18 protein-coding genes are annotated in these 25,534 nt (G+C 43.2%); 10 read left to right on the forward strand and 8 right to left on the reverse strand.

Annotated elements, in window-relative coordinates; genetic code table 11:
- Window positions 1–36 precede the first annotated feature (36 nt).
- The 5 genes from KA713_18430 to KA713_18450 all read right to left on the reverse strand — a co-directional run bounded on the left by KA713_18430 (window position 37) and on the right by KA713_18450 (window position 5,755).
- Window positions 37–1,170, reverse strand: a complete 1,134-nt coding sequence (locus tag KA713_18430; GenBank protein UXE69188.1) for a divalent metal cation transporter — start codon at window positions 1,168–1,170, stop codon at window positions 37–39.
- Between the two features lie 38 nt (window positions 1,171–1,208).
- Window positions 1,209–1,952 (reverse strand): LamB/YcsF family protein, encoded by a 744-nt coding sequence (locus tag KA713_18435; protein UXE66404.1) that lies wholly within the window; start codon window positions 1,950–1,952, stop codon window positions 1,209–1,211.
- A 65-nt stretch (window positions 1,953–2,017) separates the two neighbouring features.
- Window positions 2,018–2,200: a hypothetical protein gene (locus KA713_18440; GenBank protein ID UXE66405.1), complete on the reverse strand. Its 183-nt coding sequence runs from the start codon at window positions 2,198–2,200 to the stop codon at window positions 2,018–2,020.
- A 95-nt stretch (window positions 2,201–2,295) separates the two neighbouring features.
- Window positions 2,296–4,683: an ABC transporter permease gene (locus KA713_18445; GenBank protein ID UXE66406.1), complete on the reverse strand. Its 2,388-nt coding sequence runs from the start codon at window positions 4,681–4,683 to the stop codon at window positions 2,296–2,298.
- Window positions 4,684–4,984: 301 nt separating this feature from the next.
- Window positions 4,985–5,755 carry a hypothetical protein gene (locus tag KA713_18450; protein ID UXE66407.1) on the reverse strand — a complete coding sequence of 257 codons (771 nt, stop codon included), beginning with the start codon at window positions 5,753–5,755 and terminating at the stop codon, window positions 4,985–4,987.
- 250 nt (window positions 5,756–6,005) lie between these two features.
- Here KA713_18450 and KA713_18455 point away from each other — a divergent pair, with 250 nt between their 5' ends.
- The 10 genes from KA713_18455 (at window position 6,006) to KA713_18500 (ending at window position 16,711) form a co-directional block, all read left to right on the forward strand.
- Window positions 6,006–7,511: a F0F1 ATP synthase subunit beta gene (locus KA713_18455; protein UXE66408.1), complete on the forward strand. Its 1,506-nt coding sequence runs from the start codon at window positions 6,006–6,008 to the stop codon at window positions 7,509–7,511.
- Window positions 7,512–7,676: 165 nt separating this feature from the next.
- Window positions 7,677–7,925 carry an ATP synthase F1 subunit epsilon gene (atpC, locus tag KA713_18460; protein ID UXE66409.1) on the forward strand — a complete coding sequence of 83 codons (249 nt, stop codon included), beginning with the start codon at window positions 7,677–7,679 and terminating at the stop codon, window positions 7,923–7,925.
- Window positions 7,926–8,137: 212 nt separating this feature from the next.
- A complete protein-coding gene (locus KA713_18465) occupies window positions 8,138–8,302 on the forward strand; it encodes a hypothetical protein (GenBank protein ID UXE66410.1) in 165 nt (54 codons plus the stop codon).
- A gap of 137 nt (window positions 8,303–8,439) precedes the next feature.
- Window positions 8,440–9,519, forward strand: coding sequence for a D-alanine--D-alanine ligase (locus KA713_18470; protein ID UXE66411.1), 1,080 nt, complete (start codon window positions 8,440–8,442; stop codon window positions 9,517–9,519).
- A 9-nt stretch (window positions 9,520–9,528) separates the two neighbouring features.
- The gene (locus KA713_18475; protein UXE66412.1) at window positions 9,529–10,341 is read left to right on the forward strand and encodes a penicillin-binding protein; all 813 of its coding nucleotides are present in this window, start codon (window positions 9,529–9,531) and stop codon (window positions 10,339–10,341) included.
- Window positions 10,342–10,345: 4 nt separating this feature from the next.
- Window positions 10,346–12,361, forward strand: a complete 2,016-nt coding sequence (locus KA713_18480; protein ID UXE66413.1) for a hypothetical protein — start codon at window positions 10,346–10,348, stop codon at window positions 12,359–12,361.
- Between the two features lie 81 nt (window positions 12,362–12,442).
- The gene (locus KA713_18485; protein ID UXE66414.1) at window positions 12,443–12,652 is read left to right on the forward strand and encodes a twin-arginine translocase TatA/TatE family subunit; all 210 of its coding nucleotides are present in this window, start codon (window positions 12,443–12,445) and stop codon (window positions 12,650–12,652) included.
- A gap of 3 nt (window positions 12,653–12,655) precedes the next feature.
- On the forward strand, window positions 12,656–14,086 hold the full coding sequence (gatA, locus tag KA713_18490; protein ID UXE66415.1) for an Asp-tRNA(Asn)/Glu-tRNA(Gln) amidotransferase subunit GatA: 1,431 nt from the start codon (window positions 12,656–12,658) through the stop codon (window positions 14,084–14,086).
- 81 nt (window positions 14,087–14,167) lie between these two features.
- Window positions 14,168–15,571 (forward strand): LysM peptidoglycan-binding domain-containing protein, encoded by a 1,404-nt coding sequence (locus KA713_18495; protein UXE66416.1) that lies wholly within the window; start codon window positions 14,168–14,170, stop codon window positions 15,569–15,571.
- 90 nt (window positions 15,572–15,661) lie between these two features.
- A complete protein-coding gene (locus KA713_18500) occupies window positions 15,662–16,711 on the forward strand; it encodes a DUF4837 family protein (protein UXE66417.1) in 1,050 nt (349 codons plus the stop codon).
- 310 nt (window positions 16,712–17,021) lie between these two features.
- Here the strand turns inward: KA713_18500 and lipA are convergent, their stop codons facing one another.
- The 3 genes from lipA to sprA form a co-directional block, all read right to left on the reverse strand.
- Window positions 17,022–17,906, reverse strand: coding sequence for a lipoyl synthase (gene lipA / locus KA713_18505; protein ID UXE66418.1), 885 nt, complete (start codon window positions 17,904–17,906; stop codon window positions 17,022–17,024).
- A gap of 70 nt (window positions 17,907–17,976) precedes the next feature.
- A complete protein-coding gene (gene gcvH, locus KA713_18510; protein UXE66419.1) occupies window positions 17,977–18,357 on the reverse strand; it encodes a glycine cleavage system protein GcvH in 381 nt (126 codons plus the stop codon).
- 115 nt (window positions 18,358–18,472) lie between these two features.
- Window positions 18,473–25,489, reverse strand: coding sequence for a cell surface protein SprA (gene sprA / locus KA713_18515; protein UXE69189.1), 7,017 nt, complete (start codon window positions 25,487–25,489; stop codon window positions 18,473–18,475).
- Window positions 25,490–25,534 lie beyond the last annotated feature (45 nt).

Raw genomic sequence — 25,534 nt, forward strand, 5'->3', positions numbered from 1 at the left:
CAATTTTACAACGTTTGCTAATCCGTTGCACGTTATCTAACTGTTTATGAATTTCACCAGCGAATATGCACTCATCGCCCCCATCAACACCACCACCATCCATCCGATCACTTCAAGCCATGGAGGATGCTGATAGCCGTGAATGATTTTTTTGTTGCGCGATGCCAATAAAATAATGCCAAGCGCAACAGGTAGCGTGATGCCATTCACCGTACCGGCCATCACTAACAACCGAACAGGATTGCCTACTAAAATAAAAATGGTTGCAGAAAATAATATAAACCCTGAGATAATGTAGCGTTGATTGTCTGCTAATGATTGGTGAAAACTAGTGACAAAAGAAATGGATGTGTACGCACATCCCACCACCGATGTGATGGCCGCACTCCAAATTACAATCCCAAAAAATTTAAAACCAATATCACCAGCCGCCACTTGAAAGACCGAAGAGGCAGGATTATTCTTCGTAAGAACAGTTCCGCTAACCACAACGCCTAGCGCTGCTAAGAATAAAACCACTCTCATCAAACCCGTAATAACGATTCCACTCACAGCACTCTGATTGACCTGTGATAAATTATTTGTTCCGGTAATGCCAGCATCCAACAAACGGTGTGCGCCAGCAAAACTAATGTATCCACCCACGGTGCCACCTACCAAGGTGACGATTGAAAGTGGGTCAATGCGCTCAGGAATAAAGCTGCGATGAACTACTTCCAGCAGTGGAGGATGTGAATGAATAGCAACATAAGCAGTTAACAAAATCATCAGTATCCCCAGCACTTTGGCAAATGTGTCAAGCGCATTGCCTACTTCTTTCAACCAAAAAATAAACAGCGCCACCACACAACTAATGGCTGCGCCTACTTCGGGTTGAATGCCAAACAACACTTCCAAGCCCAAGCCGCAACCGGCCAAATTACCGATGTTAAACGCCACTCCACCCAACACAATAATGGCCGCCAAAAAATAACCAAGGCCCGGAACAATTTTATTGGCAACATCTTGCGCCCGAAGATTGCTCATGGTTAGAATGCGCCAAATATTAAGTTGGGCACCGATATCGAGTAAGATGGTAATCAAAATAACGAAACCAAAGCTCGCCAACAGTTGCTGCGTGAAAACAGTAGTCTGGGTAAGAAAGCCAGGGCCTATGGCCGAAGTGGCCATCAAGAATGCAGCTCCGAGTATGGCGGATTTCTTTCTCCTCAAAGCGCTTTGATTTTGATGCCCTCGCTCTTTAATTGATGATGAATAGCACTTGCAAACGCTGCTGCATGTGCACCATCTCCATGCAGACAAATCGTGTCCGCCTTTATTTGGATCGGTTGGCCTGTAACATCTACCACCTTGCTCTCCTTTACCATTTTCATCACCTGGCTGAGGGATTTTTCTTCAGATTCAATCAATGCATTATTTTCTGTGCGTGGAGTAAGCGAGCCATCGGGTTGGTAGGTGCGGTCGGCAAATACTTCGCTTGCTGTATTTATCCCAACAAGGTTTGCTTGCAAAATCATATGACTGCCACTTAATCCGTAGTAAATCAGTTTTGGGTTGAAATCAAAAACAGCTTGCGCGATGGTGCGACTCATTGCCTCGTCCTTCGCTGCCATGTTGTATAGCGCACCGTGCGGCTTAACATGATGCATCACCGCACTTTGGTTGCGGCAAGCAGAATCAATGATAAAAAGTTGAAGGGTGATTAAATCATAAAGTTCCTTCGAAGTCAACTTCATGTTCGTTCGCCCGAAGTTGGGTTTATCGTCAAACCCTGGATGTGCGCCAATGGCTACGTGATGTTGCAGGCAAAGGGCAATCGTATCTTTGATGGTCTCGTCATCGCCCGCATGATAGCCGCACGCAATATTGGCACTGCTGATGAAAGGCATAATAGCCGCATCGTTGGGCATGCCCTCGCCCATGTCGCAGTTGAGGTCAATGGATAAACGCATGGAGCAAGGTACAGAAATACCCAGAACATTGCCTGATACTTCGCACGCCAAGCGTAAAAAAAATCCTATTGGTACACTCTCAAATAGTCAATCTCCATGGTAGCACTGTTTATGGATGCATCGACTGGTCCACCAAAATTGCTGCCCATGGCAACGTTAAGAATGATAAAGAAATCTTGATTAAAGGGTAAGGACGGTAACGGTATATGTTTTAATACCAAGGGTTTTGAATTTGTAGGTAATGACATTTAAAGAGGCGGTTTTCGTTCCTCCATCTCCAAAGTTGAACACGTAGCCGATGGCGTTATCTGCCAAGGTAAACACAATTTAGATTAATTCAGAGTTACTCTGTCCTTAAGCTGTTTACCGGATTCGCCATTGCCGCTTTAATGGATTGATAGCTCACCGTTGCCAGTGTGATGATCAAAGCACCTGCTCCGGCTGCTACAAATATCCACCACGCCATTTCTGTACGATATTGATACTTGGCAAGCCAGCCACCCATCAAGAAATACGATATAGGCACAGCTAACAAAAAAGAGATGAGCACCAGCAAGATAAAATCACCAGAGAGCATTTTCCATAATCCAAATACCGATGCCCCCAACACCTTTCTCACTCCAATTTCTTTCGAACGTTGTTCTGCTACAAATGAAGCCAATCCGAAAATGCCCAAGCAACTGATAAAGATGGCAAGGCCGGCAAAGAAACTCGCCAGTTTTCCGATACGCTCTTCTCCTTGAAACTTCTGTGCATATTCTTGATCAACAAATTGATATTCAAAGGGAGATTCTGGGTTAAATTTTTCACAAATCGCTTTTATTTTTTCGATAGATTCGTGTGAACCCTTTGCAGGGTTGAGCTTCATTAGAATAACATTACCATCATCTTTCGAAATATGAAACAACGAGGCTCTGGCAGGCTCATAGGGCGACTCGACTATCATATCTTTGATAATGCCAATAATCGTATACGACTTATTATCCCACTTCAACATTTCACCCACCGGATTTTCAAATCCTAAAAACTTAGCAGCTGCCTGATTGATTACAAAGGCTAAAGAATCGGTAGCATGTTCAGGCGAAAAATCTCTTCCCTCCACAAACTGCCACCCAATTGTTTTTCCATAGTCAAACGTTACACTGGTATTCGGAAAGTCAACCGCCAAAGCCGGATCTTTTCCCTTCCATTCAAAACCACCATTGGTATTCCATATTTGCGTAGGAGGGCTTCCCGATTCCGCCATTTCCAAAATAGCACCCGATGATTTTAGTTCGTTTCGAACCGCATCAAAATGTTTGTGCAATTCCGGAGTGATCATAAACATTTGCACAAGTCCGTTTCTTTCGTAGCCGATGGGCCGGTCTTTGGCAAATTGAATCTGCCGGAATACGATTACCGTTCCAATAATGAGTATCACAGAAACGCTGAACTGAACAACCACCAACACCTTGCGAGGCAGCGAAGCAAAACGACCAACACGAAATGTTCCTTTCAAAACTTTTACCGGATTGAAAGAAGAAAGATAGAGTGCGGGATAACTGCCTGCAATCAAGCCAGTGAACAAACTAAACACAATGCCAGCCACCCAGAAAGTGCCACTTCCCCAAGGCATGGTCAATCGTTTATCGGCTACCTGATTGAAGGTTGGCAACATCAATTGCACGGCCAGCAAAGCCACTAAAAAAGAGATGAAAGCGACCAAAAGCGATTCACTAAAATACTGGACCACCAGCTGCGATCGTACCGAACCAATGGATTTGCGAATGCCCACTTCTTTAGCACGCTTCTCCGATCGGGCGGTGCTCAGGTTCATGAAGTTGATACACGCCAAAAGAAGAACAAAAACACCAATTGTGCCAAACAACCAGATTTGTTCGATACGTCCTCCCGAGTTTATTCCGTTTTTAAATTCGGAATAGAGATACCATTTACTCATGGGGTGAAGAAAAACTTCCGGCTTATACTTTCGGTCTCCCTCGTCTTTTAGTTGGTTCAATTTTACATCTCTTATTTTTTGTGACACTCCTTCCATGTCTGCATTTTCAGCTATTTGCACAAATGTTTGGGTGAAATTGCTGCCCCACGGATTTTCCATTTTCTTGATCCAGTCATTGCTAATCAGGTAGAGTTCCCAAGGCAAAATGTAATTCATATTGCGAAAGAATGTGTTGTACGGCAAGTCTTCGTACACACCTGTCACCTTCACATCGTATTTATTATCGATGCGAATCATTTGGTTCATCGGGTCGGTATCGCCAAAGTAGGTTTTAGCCAACGACTCCGATAACAAGATGGAATACGGATCTTTCAATCCATCACGTGTGCCCTTCAGCATTTTGAGCGAAAGCATTTCTGTTACTTCAGGCTCGAAGTAATAACCATCCTTATTGAATTTCTTTTCGCCTACGGTGAGAATGCGTGTGAAGTTCCAGGTGGCCTGAAGTACATATTTAAAGTCGCTGCCATATTTGCTTCGAATTTCTTCGCCCATCACATACGGATTTGAAACCTGCGACTGCACTTCGCCATTATATACATTGTTCTGCCAGACCTGTGCAATAGTATCGTAATTGGGGTGATAGGTGTTGTAGGTTAATCCATCCGATATCCAAAGGCCAATTAAAATGGCGACTGCCATGCCTGTGGCCAGCCCTGCAATGTTGATAAACGAATAGCCTTTTTGTTTTACGAGATTGCGAAAGGCAATTTTGAAGTAATTCTTGAGCATGGCGAGGAAGTTTTTATAATGAACATTGAATATACTTCGCAAAATGAAAGAGGTTGCAGGGATTTTGAAAATAATTTTTCATAAGTCAATCTGACTCTAACCTTGAACTCCTAATCAGTTTGGCAAAACCTCTGTCAAATCCACTTCAATCTCCTCTATATAATCTTCGCGGCAAAACCAGCAGAAGAATTGGAGGGGACGTTTGGGAGGAATGATTTTCATTATTCAGATTTCGAAATGGAATAAAGAGGACGAAAACGTTGTATTACGCGTAAACCCCGCTTGACGCAAATACAGGCAATTAAAACTGCATTACTTGGTAGCCCAATTGACCGTTGGATTCTACGAGTTGATACACTGCTTGGATTTTGTATTTTTCTTTTTTGAATTCATTAATTACAGACTTTACGTAGTCAATTGGCACGCTGGAATCAATTATGAAATAGAGAGCAACAGGCTGTCCAAAGCTTTTAACTTCGTTGATCAATTTTGGGATTTCCTTTTTTTCAATAAATACGTCAAATGCTTGAATTCTTGGTTTGGTTCCATCTTCTGAATACTTTGGATAACCTATTCCAATATGGCATATCTGATGATTCCGAATAGTGGTATCATAACTAACAAAATTGCCAGATCTTGGTAGAAATTCATCTAGCTTGAGCCTCCAAGAATATCCTGAAAAAGCGTGCCGTTGAAAACATTTGTTTGGATCGCTTTTAACAAATGACAAGGGTGAGAATGCAGAACAATCAGTCAACTCCTCGTCATCGTAAGTCAAATAGTCTTCTTTTAATTTGAACTTGGAAAAAACAGGTAAGATTGCTGAACCACAGCTGCAATAAAAAGGCAAAACTGGATTTCGTCCGACAGAATCAAAAAGACTAAACTCTTCACTATACGAAACCAACGTGTATTTGTTAAAAACTACTACAGAATCATTGATATCTAATGTGGAATCGTAGTAATCGTTGCCCACTGTGTGCCAATGCCCCTGTAATCTTGATACAATATCTCGCTTGCTGGTGCAAGTAATTAAAAGCAGTAGGCTTAATAAAGCGAATGCAATTCTCATTGTTTAAACATAGCACATTTCAGGCGGTAACGGAAGCCAAGCAGTTTTAAACCGATGGCTCGAAGCCTTGAAAGCCACCCTAACAATAATCGGGTAATATTCATCTTTAAAATTTCCCTCAATATCTATGAATGGTTGTTTGCATAAACGCCATAAAAAACTACTTTTGCGGTTCGGATTTTGAAGAGATCAGTGCTTTTTCAATTTCTTGAAAATCAACTATTTAGAAAAGAATAAATTATCCCCATACATGGCAAATACTGGTAGAATAACCCAAGTAATCGGTCCGGTGGTAGACGTTGCATTTGACGAGCCCGGCACCAAACTCCCCAACATTTTAGATTCACTTGAAGTGACCAAAGCTGACGGTACCCGCGTGGTGCTGGAAACCCAGCAGCACTTGGGTGAAGATCGCGTTCGCACTATCTCCATGGAGGGCACGGAAGGATTGGTGCGCGGCATGAAAGTGACCGACACAGGTTCGCCTATTCAGATGCCAATCGGTGAAGACATCAAAGGCCGTTTGTTCAATGTAGTGGGCGAGGCCATTGACGGTATTAAACAACCCAAGGGCACGAAAACGTTGCCTATTCACCGCCATGCTCCGCTATACGAAAACCTTTCTACCTCTTCAGAAGTACTTTATACGGGTATCAAAGTAATCGACTTGATTGAGCCTTATGCAAAAGGTGGTAAGATTGGTTTGTTTGGTGGTGCTGGTGTGGGCAAAACCGTTTTGATTCAAGAGTTGATCAATAACATCGCAAAGGCCTATTCTGGTTTGTCGGTGTTTGCTGGTGTGGGTGAGCGTACACGCGAGGGTAACGACTTGTTGCGCGAGATGATTGAAGCGGGCATTGTGGATTACGGTCCGGAGTTCATGAAATCGCTCCACGAAGGTGGCTGGGATTTATCAAAAGTAGATACGCATAAATTAGAAGATTCGAAGGCAACGTTTGTGTTCGGTCAGATGAACGAGCCACCTGGAGCCCGTGCGCGTGTGGCTTTGTCAGGGTTGACGATTGCCGAATATTTCCGCGATGGTGATGGCACGGGCAAAGGCCGCGATATTCTCTTCTTCATCGATAACATTTTCCGTTTCACGCAAGCAGGTTCTGAAGTTTCGGCTTTGTTGGGTCGTATGCCTTCGGCCGTGGGTTATCAACCTACGTTGGCTTCTGAAATGGGTGCCATGCAAGAGCGCATTACTTCAACCAAAAATGGCTCTATCACTTCGGTGCAGGCCGTTTACGTTCCTGCCGATGACTTGACGGACCCTGCCCCCGCGACAACCTTCGCGCACTTGGATGCTACTACCGTATTGTCTCGTAAAATTGCCGAGTTGGGTATTTACCCTGCGGTAGATCCGTTGGATTCTACTTCAAGGATTCTTCGTGCCGATATCGTTGGTGACGAACATTACAACTGCGCACAGCGCGTAAAATTGACTTTGCAACGCTACAAAGAATTACAAGACATTATCGCCATCTTGGGTATGGATGAACTTTCGGATGAAGATAAATTGACGGTAACACGCGCTAGACGTGTGCAACGTTTCTTGTCTCAGCCATTCCACGTAGCCGAGGCCTTCACAGGCTTGAAAGGTGCGTTGGTAGATATTAAAGATACCATCAAAGGCTTTAACATGATTATGGATGGTCAATTAGACCATTTGCCAGAGATGGCCTTTAACTTGGTGGGTAGCATTGAAGAAGCCATTGCCAAGGGCGAGAAGATGTTGGCGGACGTAAAATAATTTGAAAATGACCCAATTTGAAAATTTGAAAATAAGTTCAGACCAGTTTTAACATTAGCTGTTTTTTTAATACTTAAAATTGGAAAAGCTCATCTCAATAAACTTCAAGTTGCATTACGTAACTCTTGGCTCATTTTCAAATTGACTAATTTTCAAATTGAGTATATGCATTTAGAAATAATCACACCAGACAAAAAAATATTTGAAGGCGAAGTAACTTCAGCCATCTTTCCGGGTGCGGATGGTATTTTTCAGACGTTGAACAATCATGCACCTCTTATCAGCCTGCTGAGAGATGGAATAGTGGAGTATAAGTCAAAAGAATCAACGCAAAGACTAACTATCACCGGAGGCGTTATGGAGGTGTTGACAAATAAGGTGATTGTCCTTGCTGATGGCGTTCAGAACAACTGAGAACGCTAAACTAAATGACTGGAAAAAGAGGCTGTCTCAAAAGTAGAGATAGCTTTTTTTGTTTAGAATTTTCGAAGTCTCTCGAGTTTTTGGGTTTTGCATTTAGGAAACCGAGGTAAAGGAAGTTATGCAACAGGAATCTAGTGTTTCCAAATTATCCCAAATTATGCATTAGACTTTGCTGATAACTAAACGATGATTGAAACTCTCAAATGCATAATGGGTTTAAAAGACGAGCTCATCCGCTTGACGGGACCAAGGACAAAGAATTGAAATTGGAAGACCAAGTACTCCGCAGGGTGGTCGTTTACAACGAAGAGCCAGCACCACATTGGAAATCATCACCAACTACCTGGATTGGAAAGCCTCTACCATAGCCGCACTTTACAAAAGGCGATCGGCCTCTAGCCATATTAGTCGAGATAGCTTCAAAAAGCTCCTGGTTTCGTTTACCGAGTGACCTGATTGTATAAGGCACATATTTGCTATCTTTCCGCTTGAAAATTTTGGGTGAATGACAAAACAAAAAATCGCACTTCTCTTTGGCGGACGCTCGGTAGAGCACGGGGTTTCAATCAATTCGGCCCGCAACATTTTTGAATTTATTGACAAGGCTTTGTTTGAACCGATCTTGATCGGCATATCCACCGCTGGCGTGTGGTACTTGGTACCGCACGTAAGTAAAGAAATCGAAACTGGAGAAATCCTATCGCTGAACCTCATGCCCGGCAAATTCACGCTGCAAACCGAATCAGGCAAAGTCATTTCTGCCGACATGGTGTTCCCCATTTTGCACGGCACCGATGGCGAAGATGGAAGCATTCAAGGATTGATTAAAGCATTGGATGTGCCAATGGTGGGCACCGGTGTCCTGGGTTCGGCCATGTCCATGAGCAAATTGATCACCAAACGATTGCTGCGCGAAGCGGGCATTCCCGTAGCGGATTTTTTGTATTTCTATTTCTCTGATAAAGAAAAAATATCTTTTCAGGAAGTTGAAAAAAAATTAGGCTTACCCTTTATGGTGAAGTCGGCCAGCTTGGGCTCATCAGTAGGTGTATCCAAAGTAAAATCGGAAGCAGATTTTGAAAACGCACTTTTGGAAGGATTTCATTATGATGATTGTATTTTGATCGAGAAATTTATCAAAGGCCGCGAAGTGGAATGTGCGGTGATGTGCAACCAACCTGCTCTCGCCTCATTGCCGGGTGAAATCATCATCAGCAAAGATTACGAGTTCTACACTTTCGATGCAAAATATGTGGATGGCAAAGCCGTAACCATTGATGTTCCTGCCAAGCTGAATCAATCATCAGTCGAAAAAATCAGAGAGCTATCCCTTCGTACCTACAAAAGCTTGGCCTGCGAAGATTTTGCCCGCGTAGATTTATTCTTAACAGAAAATGATGAAGTGTATGTAAATGAAATCAATACCATTCCTGGCTTTACTAATTCCAGCATGTTCCCTATGATGTGGAAAGAACGTGGGATATCGTTTACTGAATTGATTACCCAATTGATTACCCTTGCGCAAGCACGATTCCAACAATCAAAACGGGCAGAAAGAAGTTTTACCTCTTCATTGAAATACTAGGCGTTGCGTATGAATTTAAAAACACTTTTGAAAGGGAATTCCGTTGGCAGTTTGTTGGCGGTGTGGGCAATCTTCGTTGGCAGCATTGCCTTTGTTGCCATCCTTTACTTTTACATCTACTTGCCCAACGTTACCAATCATGGCGAGGAAATTAAAGTCCCGGATTTATTGGGGCTTACCATGCCCGAAGCCGAAAAAAGAGCCAAAGATTTTAAGCTGCGCTTGGCCGTCAATGATTCATCGTATGCCGAAGAGGCCAAGCCACTAACGATACTGAAACAATTTCCTGCGGCCAGCGAATTAGTTAAAGAAGACCGCACGATTTACGTTTCCATCAACCGCACCAATCCGCCCTCCCTGCCCATGCCCGATATTGTTGAGAAATCGTTGATCAATGCAGAAGTGGTATTGAAAAGCAGCGAATTGAGAAGAGGACGCGTGCTTTACGAGCCCGATCCTTTTTTAAACTATGTAAAAGATGTTTTGTACAAGGGCAAAACCATTGCCGCTGGCACGCGTATCCCCAAAGGTTCGGTCATTGATTTGGTAGTGGGCGATGGCGGTGGCACTTCTGATTTTGCGGTAGGTAGTTTGGTGGGTGACAATCTTAAAACCGCGATGTTGAAATTGATAGGTTGGAATTTGCATTTAGGCAAAGTAGAGATTCCGGCAGGAGAAGATACTACGGGCATTGTACCATACGTTTACAAACAGTTTCCGTTACCGGGCGACTCGGTACGGTTTGGCTACCCTGTAGATTTGTGGATTGCGCCAAAAGGTTACAAAGAACCAGAAGCAGAGGATGAAGGAAACGATAACTAGATAAATGCTGCATCACTCAATTTTGTATTCGCGCAACATTGCTAAGCAGCTAACTTCTGTCTATCTATTTCTATTGATTCCTTTTTTTGCGGTTGGTCAAATTGAAAAAGTGACCATTGAGCGAATTCCTCCACCACCCATTTCCTTTAAGAAAGATATTCCAAATGCCCGAGCGAGTGGTGCTTTGCCGGCAATGAAGCTTCCCTTTTGGGATGATTTTTCATTCAACGCCACATCGGCAGCAAATATTTTTTATCCGAATGATACGCTTTGGGAAAACAGCCGAAGGGTTTGGGTAAACAACAGCATGGGCATCAACCCACCCTCGATAAACGTAGCCACCTTTGATGGATACGATTCGCTGGGCAAACCGTATGCTGTAAACGATATATTGGCCAAAGGCTTTGCCGACCGAATGACCTCGCGGCCTTTGCGGTTGGACCTAGTGCCCGCACCCCTACGATCAAATGTCTTTCTTAATTTTTTCTATCAATTTCAAGGAAATGGAGAGCCACCCGATTTGGGTGATGTATTGAATTTATACTTTAAAGACGACAAGGGTATTTGGAATTTGGTATGGCAAAAACAAAACGATGGTAACTTAGATCCTACCAAATTTATAGAAGTGCCAATACAAATCACCGACCTAAAATACTTTCACAATAATTTTCAGTTTCGTTTCCAAAATTTCGGTCGCTTATCAGGGCCATACGATACATGGAGTATTGATTATGTGTATGTGAGCAATGGTAAAGCACAATATCTTCCGGTTTATAAAGATTTTCCCGACAGGGTAATAACACTTCCCTTCACTTCAATTTTTGGTGAATATCGATCGATGCCCGTTTCGCATTTCAGCCCAAGCATTTTAACCAAGCCAGTTGTTACTTTGAGCAACCGTAGAAAAGACCAAGTAGTTGGCCCCACCACAGATGGTCAATCATTAAAATACTCATCAAGTTCAAAAACGATTATCAGAAAAAAAGATAAGACGTTTATAACATATAAATCGGTTTTAGAATCTAGAAAAGATTTATTGCCTGTTCTTGTTTATGACATATCAAAACAACGAAATGTCACCCTCACAACCTTGCCAAGCATATTAAACTCAATTGCACAAGATATTGATTCTGTTAGCGTTCAAATAACCTTTAACCTAGATACTGCGGATAATGAAATCAAAAGAAAGAAGTTAGTAAAAGGTGTATTAACAGATTTTGGTGATTACGACACGGCTATCTACAAAGGCATTAACTTTAAACACAATGATACTACTCGAACAATCTTTGAAATGGTAAATTACTACGCCTACGATGACGGCTCTGCCGAATACGGTGCAAAAATAAATGGCATTGGCACGCAGTTGGCCTATCAATATGATATGAAAACCACGGAATCCGACACCATCGTGTCTTTTGATGTTTATTTTCCGCGGTTTGGTGATGACACCCCCCAATCCGTACAGTTATTGGTTTTAAATGCCCTGACAGGAAACGAAAGTGATTATGAATTGAGGCAATCCGTATCCATTACCCGCAACAACCGAAACAAATTTTGGCGCGTTAAATTATCAACACCTGTTGCAGTTAAAAATAAATTTTACATCGGCTGGAAATTGTTGTCAAATGCCACCTTACCCGTTGGGCTAGATGTTAATACTGATTCTGGGAGTAAAATGTTTGTCAATACCGCAGGCGATTGGGTACAAAATACCTCGCTGCAAGGCAGCCTCATGATTCGGCCGGTGTTTGGTAATCCAGGACAACAGCAGGTAACAACCAATGTGGCCGATGAAATTCTAGATAAACCATTTCCTAATCCGACATCAGGCATTTTTCATTTACCCTCTAACAGTACCCAAATTGTTGTTTACGATCTGGCAGGAAAGGCAGTAGAAGTTGGTGCCGAAGATTTTTCTGAATATGTGCGTGTCACCGTTCAAAATCCCTCCCCAAGCATTTTGTTGGTGAGGTATTTTACCGATCGATGGCATACCGAAAAAATCTTGATTCGGCCGTAAATAAAGCCCCAATCGCCCCAATCAACCAGTTTTTTCTTTCCCTGAATAAAAACCTATCTTTACACCCTAATAAAAATTATTATGGACACGATATTTTTGATTGGAATGCCGAGCGGAATGGAATGGTTTATCATCGGACTATTTGTACTGGTTTTCTTTGGTGCCAGAAAAATACCTGAATTTGCAAAAGGCTTGGGCAAAGGCATACGCGAATTTAAAGATGCCGTAAAGGATGTGAAAAAAGAAGTGGATGATGCCGGCAAAGAAGTACCTAAAATAGACGAAAAGTAATCCTTGAAGACGTACGCGAGTTTTGCAGAAATCCAGCGCGACCTTCATTCCGGAAAAATAACTTGCACGCAGTTGGTCAATGCCTATTTGGCCAACATTGAAAACAAAAAACATCTCAATGCTTTTTTGAGCGTTTATGGGGAAGAGGCCTTAACACGTGCATCCATTATTGACCAAAAAATAAAGAGCAATACCGCTGGTAAACTGGCAGGCTTGGTGGTGGGCTTGAAAGATGTGCTCTGCTACGAAAATCATCCGCTGCAAGCCAGCAGCAAAATCTTGGATGGTTTTGTTTCGAAATTCAATGCCACTGCTGTTCAGCGTTTAATCAATGCAGATGCTATCTTCATCGGCCGCCAAAATTGCGATGAGTTTGCCATGGGGTCATCGAACGAGAACTCTGCGTTTGGTGCCGTATTAAATGACATCGATAACACACGCGTTTCGGGCGGATCATCTGGCGGATCGGCAGTGGCGGTGATGGCCGATTTGTGCCATGTTTCAGTGGGCTCCGATACGGGCGGATCGGTTCGTCAGCCTGCTGCGTTTTGTGGCATTGTAGGCTTAAAGCCAACGTACTCGCGAATCTCTCGCCACGGATTAGTCGCATACGGGTCTTCCTTTGATTGCATCGGCATTTTTTCAAAATGTATTGATGATGCCGCGCTGGTGCTGGAAGTGATTGCCGGAGCCGATGAATTTGATAGTACTGTTTCACAAAAAAGGGTACCGGCTTATTCAGCAGAATTGGCCGCACCCAAAAACGAAAAATACAAAATCGCCTACATGCGCGATACCGTGGAATCTGCCGCGCTGCAACCTGAAATAAAAAAATCAATTTCAGAAGTGATCGAAAAACTGAAATCAGCAGGGCACACTGTGGAGGCAATTGATTTTCCGTTGAACGAATACGTGTTGCCTACCTATTATATTTTGGCAACGGCCGAGGCAAGTTCAAATCTATCTCGCTTTGATGGCGTGCGTTATGGTTTTCGTAGTCCTAACACAACTGATTTAAGTTCGCTTTATAAAAAAACACGAGCCGAAGGTTTTGGCAAAGAAGTGCAACGCAGAATTTTGCTTGGCACATTTGTGTTGAGTGCCAGTTACTACGATGCATACTACAACCAAGCACAAAAAGTGCGCAGGCTGATACGGAATCAATTAAAAAATGTATTTACAAAATACGACTGCTTATTGATGCCCACCACACCCACCACAGCTTTTAAGTTGGGCGAGCGTTCAGAAAACCCGGTTGAAATGTACTTAGCTGATTTGTTTTCCGTTCAAGCAAATGTGGCTGGTTTGCCCGCTATTTCTGTGCCCTGTGGCACCGATTTGAAGGGTTTGCCCATTGGCATACAAGCCATGGCCGATGATTTTGAGGAAACAAAATTGTTTCATTTTTCAAAAGTATTGATGAACTTGGCGTAATTATTGATTTTTTAAATTATCGAAAACCCTCAAACTTTAGCAATTCGCAAAGGGGTTTTACTTTTTTAAACGCATAGTGGCATGAGGAAATTTGTAATTTGTTGGGCTTTAATCGTTGCCTCGGGTGGTCTGTTTGCACAAGAAATTGATGTGAAAGACACCTTGCCGGAAAACGATTTGATTAAACCATTTGATACTATCGGCTCGAATTTTGAGCTGCCAACCGATGTTGAATTTATTCCAGCCAATGCCACGCCTGAATTGGTTTCGGATCGGTTGAGTTGCCTTCAAAAAGATATTGAGCTTACCTACAACAAACGCGTTCACGGTTTTATCGATTACTTTACCATTCGCGATCGGGAATACACCCGCATGGTGCAGCGCAGAAAAGATTTGTACTTCCCGATATTCGAGCGAAAACTAAAAGAATATGGCTTGCCGGACGAATTAAAATATTTATCCATTATTGAATCGGGCTTAAACCCCCGCGCCACTTCGCGCGCACGTGCAGTTGGTTTATGGCAATTTATGTCGGGCACGGGGCATTACATGGGGCTACGAAACGATTGGTACATAGATGAGCGAATGGATCCAGAGAAAGCAACCGATGCAGCTTGCCGCTATTTGTCGATGTTGTATTCAATGTTCAACAATTGGCAGTTGGCTTTGGCTGCATACAACTCAGGGCCTGGCACGGTGCGATATGCCATTCGAAAATCGGGTTACAAAAAGACTTTTTGGGAGGTGTTCAATTACCTGCCACGCGAAACGCGATCGTATGTTCCGCAATTCATTGCCATCATTTATGCTATGAATTATGCGCCCGAACACAACTTGGTTGAGATGGCGCGCGAACAAGTTCCTCCTCATGATACCATTCGGGTGAACCAGTTCCTGAACTTCGCCACCTTTGCCAAGCTGACGGGCACCACCGTGGAAGACATGCAGTTGTTGAATCCGCATGTGTTGCGAAATGCATTACCCGATAACGGACAAACCCATTCGTTGAAAATACCTGTTTGGTCGAAAAACACGTTGCAACAAAACAGATTTTCGATCTTAGATTCTGCTTCAAAAATTGGTAAAAAAGAATTGGAGCAATTGGCAAAAACTTCTTCTGGATCAACCTATGGAAGAGAAGTGCAAATCTACCAGGTGCAATCGGGCGATGTGTTAGGGTCTATTGCAGCGCGTTTTGGGGTGCGTGTAAACGATTTGAAAAAATGGAATGCCCTTATCGGAAATACCATTCGAGTTGGTCAACGATTAAATTTATGGACTTACAAACCTGGAACATTGGCAGCTTCGCGTGCTACGCCTTCGATTGTGTTTCCGTCCAATTCCAAAACCTATACCGTGCAGCCGGGCGACACGCTGTGGAGCATTTCTAAAAAAATTCCGGGTGGTTCGGTTGAAAAAATCAAGAACATGAACAATCTCAAAAACAACAAACTGCAACCTGGGCAGAAGTTGATCATTGGGTAAGGATCACTTGCTTCACTTAAATATACACACTATACTTTGTGACGTTTTCGCTTTTTTTGTGTTATTAGTCAAGTTGTAATCTCATCCGATATGAAACATCTACTTTGGTTAGTGCTGTCAGTGCTATTGTTTTCTTGTGATGATAAACCTGGCGAAAACCTTACCAACGCCACGGGCATGTCCGGAGATGTTTATTTGATTATGGACTCCACCCAATACCGTGGGCCACTAGGTCAATTGTTGGATTCCGTGTTTAGGGCAGAGGCACAGGTAATCAATCGGTCTGAGCCAATTTTTAAAATGCGATGGGTTGATCCACGCAAATTAAATTACACCTTAAAATTGAGGAGAAATTTGATCTATGCCGTTACGCTTGATCAAGGTCGAAGAAGTCAAAACCTGTTGACTCCAGAATCCATCAATCGAATTAAAACTGATACTTCCTTTTTCTTTTCGGCCTTAAAAAATCAATATGCACGTGGACAGGAAACTTTCTTTTTGGTGGGCGCCACGGAGGCTGCACTAATGAAAAAAATAAGAAAGAATGCACCTAGGCTTGTTTCAATTTTAGATAAATCCGAGCAAGAGCGGCTCACGGCTCAGATCTATAAATCAGGACAGCTCAAAGGCCTCACCGAAACTTTAAAGAAGAAATGGAACATTGACTTTAAAATTCCATATGGTTATGAATTGGTAATAGACACCGATGAGTTTATATGGGTTCGCCAGTTTAATAAAAAAGACGATCGCGATATTTTTATTTATCGCACACCTTATACCAATCAAAAGCAATTTGAGCGCGATAGTTTGATTAATTTACGAAATAGGATTTGTCAAAAATATTTATTTGGCGATCCTGAAAAATCGTATTCGTATTTGGTGACCGAAATGAGCGTGCCTTCCAAACAGGCACAGATTTATACAAGCCAACTAAATGGAAAATTTGCCTCCCAAATGCGTGGCTTGTGGAAAACCAATAGTTTGAGTATGGGTGGGCCCTTTATCTCTTACACCGTAGCCGATACCAAACAAGGAATGCTTTATTATGTAGAAGGCTTTGTGTATGCCCCCAGCCGTGAGCAACGCGAAATTATGCGCGAAGTGGAAACGATATTGAATAGCTTTACGATCGGCAAGTGACCGTCAATTTCAAATCTGTTGGTTTTGCATGAGGACGGTGTGATCAGCACCATGATCCCACCAAGGAAATCGCTTTTAACATTTCAGTACCAAACTTCTGTACTCACCATCTAGTGCAGAGGTCAACCGTTTAGATTGTTTGGACATTTTGGTGGATTTCTCTTTGTCCAACAAAGCCAAGGCCATCTTGTTGAAGATCGAGAAGTTGACAGTTGAATTGCCGGATTTCATCAGTAGAGCATCCGAAGTTTCTCAAAAGCAATAGAATCATTTATGAAAAGAAAATGAGGCTTTATGCAAGTGGCACAGATTAAAACGGCACGTTCACATGCCGCTCGGCATGATAGGAAGATCGCACCAGCGGGCCTGATTCCACATATTTCAATCCGCGTTTTAAGCCCTCTTCTTTGTAAAGGGCAAATGTATCAGGGTGGATAAATTCAGCTACTTCCAAGTGCATTTTGGTGGGCTGCAAATATTGGCCAAGTGTTAAAATCATCAATCCATTTTCAACCAAGTCGTCCATGGCTTTGTAAAGCTCTTCTTTGGCTTCGCCTATGCCTAACATAATACCAGACTTGGTGCGTTTTCCGGCTTCGCGGGTTCTTTTGATTTGCTCCAAGCTGCGTTCGTATTTTGCTTGGGGTCGCACCATGCGGTACAATCGCCCCACTGTTTCCATATTGTGCGAAACCACTTCTTGGCCGCCATCGATCATGCGATAGAGTGCGTCCCAATTTCCTTTGGTATCCGGTATTAGTGTTTCAATAGTTGTTGAAGGACTAAGGGATTTTGTTTGAATTACGGTTTGGTACCATACTTCTGCGCCACGGTCTTTCAATTCATCACGGTTCACGCTTGTGATCACCGCATGCTTAACACCCATCTTCTTGATCGATTCGGCCACACGCCTTGGTTCATCCGTATCGTACTCGGTAGGCCTTCCCGTGGCAACGGCACAAAAAGTACAACTGCGCGTACACACATTACCTAAAATCATAAAAGTAGCCGTGCCTGCTCCCCAGCATTCGCCCATGTTAGGGCAATTACCACTTTCGCAAATAGTGTGAAGTTTATTGTCGTCCACCAACTTTCGCACCTTGGCATATTCGGGTCCAATCGGCAACTTTACGCGCAGCCAATCGGGCTTGCGTCTTTTGGTTTGCTCTGGTGATATTGTAGGAAGTTCGATCATGAGTGGATCCTAGATTCTGGATACTGGATGTCGGATTTAGTTCCAGCATCTAGCATTAAATACCAACAGATTACTTGCCTATAAGTTCCTTGTATTGTGTGGCGTTCAACAAAGCAGTTACTTCGGCTACATCTTTGATTTCGATTTTTACCATCCATCCATCGCCATACGGATCGCTGTTTACTTTTTCAGGCGCGGTATCCAATGATTTGTTGAACTCAATCACCTTGCCGGCTATTGGCATAAACAAATCAGAAACCGTCTTCACCGCTTCCACGGTTCCAAACACATCGTGCTGCCCCACTTCTTGTCCAACCGTATTGATGTCTATATAAACAATGTCGCCCAGTTCGCTTTGCGCGAAATCAGTGATGCCAATGGTGGCTACATTGCCTTCAACTTTTATCCATTCGTGGTCTTTCGTGTATTTGAGTGAATCGGGTATCTTCATGGGGTAACGGTTAATTGAGCGTCAAAAATACTAACAAAGTTTACATTCAGCAATTAAAAGACACAACCAAGGTGAACACCATTTTTCCTTTTATAAGGAATATCCACCGAGCCTTTTATAGGTTGAACACCAACTTAAAGCCTACGCGGGTATTGCTGCGCGGAAAGGAACTGGTCACGAGTGGTTCGTTAGTACTGTGTTCCGCATAGGCTTGTAAGGAGAGCTGTTTATTTATTTGATAGCGAATATTAGGTCTCAATTGAAAATTTATATTTCCATTGGTAACCGTGGCCACATCATCTAGTCTGCGTTGAATGGTTTGGGTATTGCTCAGTGAAATGTTCAACAAAAATGTGACATCATTTTTTAGTGTAATGATTCGGCCTTGATCTTTGAAGGGCAGTTTCATATTGTTTTTGGTAAAGCCCATTTCAAACGACCAATCTTTTCCCAACTGCTCCGTCACTTGAGCATTGGAAACGCTTAACGAAATGTCGCGCTTGGTTTTGTACTCAAAACGCAAACTGATTTTGCTTTTGGTGCGTGCGTTAATGCCGATGAGTGGGGCAAATGTTTCGCTGATCATCACTTGGTTTATGACATACACCGGAATATAAAGATTACCGCTACTTGTTTGTCCTGCAAAATTGTCACCTGTATTATAATCGGTAATGCTCGAACTCAAATTTACATTTACATCGGTTTGGGGATTTCCCTGACTATACCGCATTGAATTGGTATAATTTACTACGGAGTAACTAGACGTGTAGGCATGATTGATGGTCACCGATTGAAATAGATCTTTCAGCCCACCAAGGCGTGCGAGGCCTGTGTAATCGATTCTCCAATTGGGCAATGGTATGCGGGGGAATGGAGACAAGCTGGTGCCATCCACTGAGGTGCCCGAGTAGGCGGCTATGAAAGCAGGTATCAGCACATCTTGCGATCGTGAATCATACTCTTTGCCACCGGTTACCAATTTAAAACGATCTGCCATTTTTGTTAAGTTCGATTTAAACTGTTCAAAAACATCTGACACTAGACTTGAGTTGTTTGCAAAGGCCGTGTTGATACTTAAAAAGGAGATGCGATAGCTACCCGAGCGGCTAGGGCTTAGCCCAATGTAGCGTCCACTATCTGTACTGAACCTATAAATCTCTTGAAAGCTTGAATTAGAAGTTCTGCGCGCATCCAGTTGAATTTTCAAATCATTGAATGGTTCTAAGTTTGCGCGCAAGGTGATTTCTTCATTTTGATTTTGGCTAAAGAGGTTTGTTAACTTCGAATTTTGAGTTAGCCAACCGTTTCTCGCTGCTTTGGCCGCAAAGTTAGGATCCTGCTCGCCTAAAATAAATCCCCACCCGGGCGAGTTCCAATTTTGATCCATGCCCAATAGTTTTGGTGTTTGCGTAAAACCTGGAAGAATAGACCCTTCATTTAATTGATACGTTCCATTAATACTTCGCACGGACATTAACAACCGCGAAATGAATTTTAAGCCTTTCAAGTCAGGAGGCCTACGAACCGTGTCGGGCTTAGCGGGTTTGTTTTTATCTGGCGGAGCGGTAGGTCGAGGCGGAGTATTAATATTTTTTAAGAAACCAATTTTGTTGTACAGTTTCACCATATCAATTTTGCCCGTAAAATTTTGTACGCGTGTATTTTGAATGATGTTGCCCAATTTCAAACTATCAATTTTTTCTAACGGCCCTGCTCTAAAATTATACCCTGTATTGTAGCGGTATTCGCCACCAAGAAAATTAGTGGCTGAGATTTTTTCGAATGGTAGGGTATAGTTGGCAGTAATATTTTGATCAAAGTTTTTGATGCGCCCAAGTCTCTTCAAGTTGTTGACAATCGAGTCGCGCTTCTCCGGGGTGTCAATCGCACCGTTGGGTTCGTCTATGATCGCGTTAACGGTGGCATTGTAATCCAGCGAAAGCGATTTGGTAAGGCTCCACCGTGCATTGTAAAATCGATTGAACACAAAAAACTTTTGGTAGTTGGGTTGATTGAGTGGTTGGTTTGGGTCGCGAATCGAATTTCGATAGGTCATTTCATTGTACGAGCGATCTAATTCCCAACGAACGGATAGCTGCGTTGGCATGGGATTGAAGTTGAAGTCTTTGATGAACTGCAAACTCTTGGGAAGCTTTAGTTCCTTAAGTGGCTCAAACCCTTTAAACTTAGGGCTGTATTGCCATGCTACTGCGCCTTTTACATTGCTGCGAATATTGGTGAGCAAACTAAAATTGGTTTGCGTTTGCTCGCTGTAGGCATAACTAAAGGCAAAATTTTCAAAATCATAAATGTGCTGTTTGGCATCTTTGTTCACTTTTACCTTACGCACGTTGGTGAAATTTAAACTTCTTCTGAAGGTGCGGTCTTGAATCAGCCGTGTATAGTCATCTCGCTCTCGCTCTGTGTTAAATGATTTGAGAGCCGCGGCAAGGCGAACATCAGGGTTGGCCGGATCAAAGTTGGGACTGATGACATTGCTTTCGTAGCTGAAGAACATCGGGATCTTCAAACCCGCTTTGGGCGGAAGCAATTTATCTACGTTGATGCTTCCCGAGATATCAAAGATGTTGGTCTCACCTCGGGCACGCTCGGCAATTTTGGATTGCACGCCCCCGTAGCCAAAGCCAATGTACCGATAGGAGCCGGTAATATTCCCTAAATCTGCCAGCTTTGCATTTACCACAATGTTACCAGCCCACCCTGCGGTTTGGTCAAACTCGGTTAGGCGCAATTCATTGGCCCACATGCAAACCGTGTAGGGTTTAGTGTCATCGCTTCGAGGATTGCGGATACCAATCATTATCAATCGTACTTGAGCCAAATCGGGTCGGCCCACAATGCTGATGCCATGCTTGCCCACAAATTTTGGTGCGCCCCTGGGGTATTGACCTGCCAAGTCAAAGCCTTCGCGGTCGCGTTGCACCTTTAAGGCATAGAGTTCATTCAAGTCCAAATCAATTTGATTTTGATCGGGCCACACATCTTCAGGTCTTCGTGTATCGGGCGCGGTGATTTTTAAAGGCAACTCAATCTCGTAGTAGTTTTTGTCAAAATCGGTACCCAAACGCAGAAAAGCCCGCAGTTGATTATCAGGGATCGTTTGAGAGTTTCCGCTGTGCGCACTAATAAACATTTTGATGCGCCCATAATTGAAAAAATCAAGTTGCACATTTTTGTACACAGCTCGTGCATCGCCATCGGGCAAACCATTTACACAAAGTTGCACCGACTGTTCATTTAATCTTCGCTGTTGCACTGAAGTCACATCACGATCTCGCCTTAGCGGCTCAACATAACCGGGTTTTTGTTCGCTTTCTTGTCCGTTGTCTTCAATGTTTACTGCCGATACGGTAAACTTTTCTAGTTCTTGTTCGGGCACTTTGGCCAATCCCGGGCTCTCTAAATTTTCGGTGTAGCGTCTCCAGCGATTGCCCACCAACCTAAAATTGGCCAAACGCATCACCACAGGTTCTTGAAAATCGGTTAAAATCATGCGCACATAGCGAATAGATTTAAAGCCATTGATATCGCCCACCTTGGTATCGAAATTGCGAACTGGTATGCGGAATTGGTACCAAGTTACTTCACCTCCAAAGGCCTCTGGTTTTATTTTATCAACAATGTATTTTGAACTAATCTGTGTTTGACTAGGATCTGGCTTTAGATCCATCTCATACGAATAATATTCTTCCAGATCGCTGAGTGTATTATCTTGATTTAAGTCTTCGTTATCAGGCAAGGGGCTGCCTGATTGCGCAAACGATTGGCCTGCCGTAACTATGGGTGAGTTGTTTTCCAATCCATTGATGTTTTTGTAACGCTCTAAGATTTTTGCATCTCGCGCATCATATTCTTCCCCTAAAAAATATTTGAAGTCGTCTGATGAAGGGTCGTTGGGGTCTAAGTTTGGTATGTTGCTAAAGAATTGTCTTTCGGTTTCATTTTTTAAACCATCGGCCCCCACATCTTGATTCGCCCGCGAAGCAGGGTCACTGTCAAACGCATTGTTAACAAACTGCTGACTGGTGACACGGCCAAAAGGAGTTTCTTGCACACCTGTTAGCGAACCGTCTTTCGACAATCCATTCTCAAAACCATGCTTGCCATCGCGCACTAAGTCTTCGGATATACTGCCCAAATGAAAAATCAATTTACCTCCATTAATGTTTGGCTTTTCATCCCCATTCCCTGCTTTTACAATTCCATTCGTTCCTTGTATAAAGGGGTTCATCATCCAAAACTCCACGTACTCCACGTTGGCCTTATCAAAATCTACTTCGTTGCGAATGGCGGTAGTAATGCCGCCCCAATTTTTCCGTACGTTAATGGGATCGGTTTGAAAATTTGAATTGTAATTATAGGGGCCCCGCTCATTCGGAAAATAAGCCACATCAAAAATGGGTTCATAAAAATTTCCAACAAAGGCATCGCGAAACGGAAAAATTTCTTGCGGCAATACGGGCCGTGTGTAGTGATTATCTAAATCTGGTTTGTTAATGTTGCTCGGTTTGAAACTTCCCCCTTCTCGATAAAACAAATTATCTACTTGGTACCAGGCTAACTTAGCACGCAGGTCACCTGCCCGGATATTATTCAAACTTCCGTTTGTTATTGGATCAAATTGAAAATCGCGTGAAGGTACCGCGGCCAACTTCCACCCTTGTGGCGCCAGCAAACTATACGGTGTAATGGTGTTTTCGAAGTCGTCAATAAAAGATGTTCCTTCCCCATCAATGATGTTTGAAGTGCCGGGCAATAACTGCGCAAACTCGGCATTCACCGTTACTGTAGATTTTTCTTTTGTTTGTAAAAACGGCAAGGCATCCACCATTTTGGTAAGGATGCGCGAATCTTTGCGCATGTTAAAGTCTAACCCGTATTGAATGTTTCGCGCAGGTTCGGAGCCAATCAGGTTGCGCGTTATCAACGGGCGCTCGTTGTAGTATAAAAAAGTACCGCCTAAATTTATATCATCGCTTAATTTATAATCGAAACGTGTGCCCAGCAACGATCGCGTTTGAAATGCAAAGGGATCTTGTTGCTCATAGGTAATTTCAATATCTTTTCCGGAACTCAAATATCCTTCGTTAAGGATGGTCACTTTTCCAAACGTATAGTCAATCGAGTAATCCACCCCTTCGCGCAAAGGCGTGCCACCCGCAAAAACTTTTACAGAACCTTGTGAGATGTTAAAACCCTGAATGACAATTTCTTTTCCAGCACCGGCTCGGAAAGATCCGGTGATAAAAAATTTATTTTTAGTGGCTACCAATTCTGCTTCAGCCTTGGTGGTATTGTAAAGGGTGTCGTAGAGATATTTGTTTACAAGAGTGGATTCTAACACATCATTGTTTTCTTGCTTAAATAAATTGCGAAGTGGATTATTGAAAGGTTGCAGAAAAGGAAAAATAATCAACCCATTGGTAGGGTTCACGGTTATGCCTTCCACAAAATCAAAATTGCCATCGGGCTGCGGATCGTTGTAGGGGTTCAACCGATCTAGCCCCAACACCTGTATGAGCTGTCGATTTCTAGAGACAACCCCATCTTGAATTTGTGGGTTATCGATACCTGTTCTATCATCGCGGTAGATCACACGCAGTTGAAATCCATCGCGTGTTAATTGCGACACATTTAAGCTGTAAATGTTTTTCATCATCAACTGCCACGTTGGTAAAATTCTACCTGCGTTGTCTTTCACAGCAATTTTGCGTGGGCGCAACATTTTTAGATAGATGACCTCTTTGGGATCTTTATTTGAATAATCTTCGGTTAATTCGCCCACCTTGTACACTTGCCCTAGATAGGTATATTCAAACGCTACGGCCAGTGCCTCGTCATTTTGCAGTTTCCGTTGCAAGGTGATATAACCTAACTGATTGTGGAAAGTAAACTCTGAAGCAGAAAGCTTGCGGGCACTTGTAATTTTTTCAAAGTCGGTGCCGTTGGCTAAATTAAAGTCAGCCCCTGTTAATATACCGTTGATGTTATCTGACACGGCCGAAATGGGCTTTAGTTTATCGAATAAATTATTGGCTGCATTACTAGCCGGTAAAGGCGAACTGCCACCATTGGAGGCAAATACATCTTTCCGGTAGATCTTGTCAGATTCACCTGCATCCATAAAGGCAACAATGTCACGATTGGTTTGAGTGTCCACTTGCCGATTGATGGTATAGACTTCAATGCGTGTAATATTTATGCCCGAAGTAATCTGGGGCAGCGTGCTTAGCCAGCCTTCAAAATTATCACGAAAGAACTGTGCTAAAAAAAAGTGACGGTTTTCATCGTAGGCAGATCCCACAATTTCGAACGGTCTTCCTTGTGTGGTGCCACTGGCATTGCCTGGAACTTTAATGGACGATTGCTTGCCGCGCTGCGTGCTGGCAATGGCGGTAACTGTCATCTTACCAAACTGCATTTGCGCTTTAATGCCAAAAAGATTTTGTGCCCCGCGTATCAGGCTATTGTTCAGGGGCAAACTCACGTTACCGATTTCCAGTTTTTTCAACAGGTCTTCTTTAAAACCTGTGTACTCCACCTTCATGTTGTTTTGAAAATCGAATGAGTTGTTGTTGTCAAAGTTGGTGATCACTTTTAATTTTTCGCCCACCTTACCTTGCACTTGCATACTGATTTGCTGATCGAACTCAAACCCTCCGTTGGTTTGCTGCCGGATGGGTATGCTGGGGTTTTGGGTCTTTTGAAATTGTGCGCCAAGATCAAGCGTTACAAATCCTTTTGGAACCAGTTCCACGTAGCTCCCACCAAAAATGCGATCGAGGATGGGGCTCACATAAAGCTTCGGCAAAAGATTTCGACCGCTCACGGCACTTTCTCCATCTAGCGCTAAACTTTTGGTTTGCCAATATTGCCTTCTGAACTGCGCATCTTGCTGCTGGCTAAATTCCCGAAAGGACATGGAGGAGGCAGGCCGGAAATTCAATTTGCCGATGCGCTCACGAATGTTGTAATGAAACCCCGTGTCGATTTGCAAATCGGTGCCAAACGATTTTGGATTTTTAAGAAAGAGTGGCGATTGTGTAGAGTAATTTGAGAAGGGGTCGCCATACCGATCGGGCGGACGAAAGCTAGGATAGTAAGGATTGATGACTTTATAGCGGGCCGAATCGGCTGGTTTGGTTTTGGTGCTATC

Source organism: Chryseotalea sp. WA131a (assembly GCA_025370075.1).
Taxonomy (GTDB): Bacteria; Bacteroidota; Bacteroidia; order Cytophagales; family Cyclobacteriaceae; genus ELB16-189.

Excerpts from the sequence above, each read along its gene's own strand:
- KA713_18430 (UXE69188.1), bottom strand. The coding sequence starts at position 1,170 with ATGGCCACTTCGGCCATAGGCCCTGGCTTTCTTACCCAGACTACTGTT.
- KA713_18435 (UXE66404.1), bottom strand. The coding sequence starts at position 1,952 with ATGCGTTTATCCATTGACCTCAACTGCGACATGGGCGAGGGCATGCCC.
- KA713_18440 (UXE66405.1), bottom strand. The coding sequence starts at position 2,200 with ATGTCATTACCTACAAATTCAAAACCCTTGGTATTAAAACATATACCG.
- KA713_18445 (UXE66406.1), bottom strand. The coding sequence starts at position 4,683 with ATGCTCAAGAATTACTTCAAAATTGCCTTTCGCAATCTCGTAAAACAA.
- KA713_18450 (UXE66407.1), bottom strand. The coding sequence starts at position 5,755 with ATGAGAATTGCATTCGCTTTATTAAGCCTACTGCTTTTAATTACTTGC.
- KA713_18455 (UXE66408.1), top strand. The coding sequence starts at position 6,006 with ATGGCAAATACTGGTAGAATAACCCAAGTAATCGGTCCGGTGGTAGAC.
- atpC (UXE66409.1), top strand. The coding sequence starts at position 7,677 with ATGCATTTAGAAATAATCACACCAGACAAAAAAATATTTGAAGGCGAA.
- KA713_18465 (UXE66410.1), top strand. The coding sequence starts at position 8,138 with ATGCATAATGGGTTTAAAAGACGAGCTCATCCGCTTGACGGGACCAAG.
- KA713_18470 (UXE66411.1), top strand. The coding sequence starts at position 8,440 with ATGACAAAACAAAAAATCGCACTTCTCTTTGGCGGACGCTCGGTAGAG.
- KA713_18475 (UXE66412.1), top strand. The coding sequence starts at position 9,529 with ATGAATTTAAAAACACTTTTGAAAGGGAATTCCGTTGGCAGTTTGTTG.
- KA713_18480 (UXE66413.1), top strand. The coding sequence starts at position 10,346 with ATGCTGCATCACTCAATTTTGTATTCGCGCAACATTGCTAAGCAGCTA.
- KA713_18485 (UXE66414.1), top strand. The coding sequence starts at position 12,443 with ATGGACACGATATTTTTGATTGGAATGCCGAGCGGAATGGAATGGTTT.
- KA713_18495 (UXE66416.1), top strand. The coding sequence starts at position 14,168 with ATGAGGAAATTTGTAATTTGTTGGGCTTTAATCGTTGCCTCGGGTGGT.
- KA713_18500 (UXE66417.1), top strand. The coding sequence starts at position 15,662 with ATGAAACATCTACTTTGGTTAGTGCTGTCAGTGCTATTGTTTTCTTGT.
- lipA (UXE66418.1), bottom strand. The coding sequence starts at position 17,906 with ATGATCGAACTTCCTACAATATCACCAGAGCAAACCAAAAGACGCAAG.
- gcvH (UXE66419.1), bottom strand. The coding sequence starts at position 18,357 with ATGAAGATACCCGATTCACTCAAATACACGAAAGACCACGAATGGATA.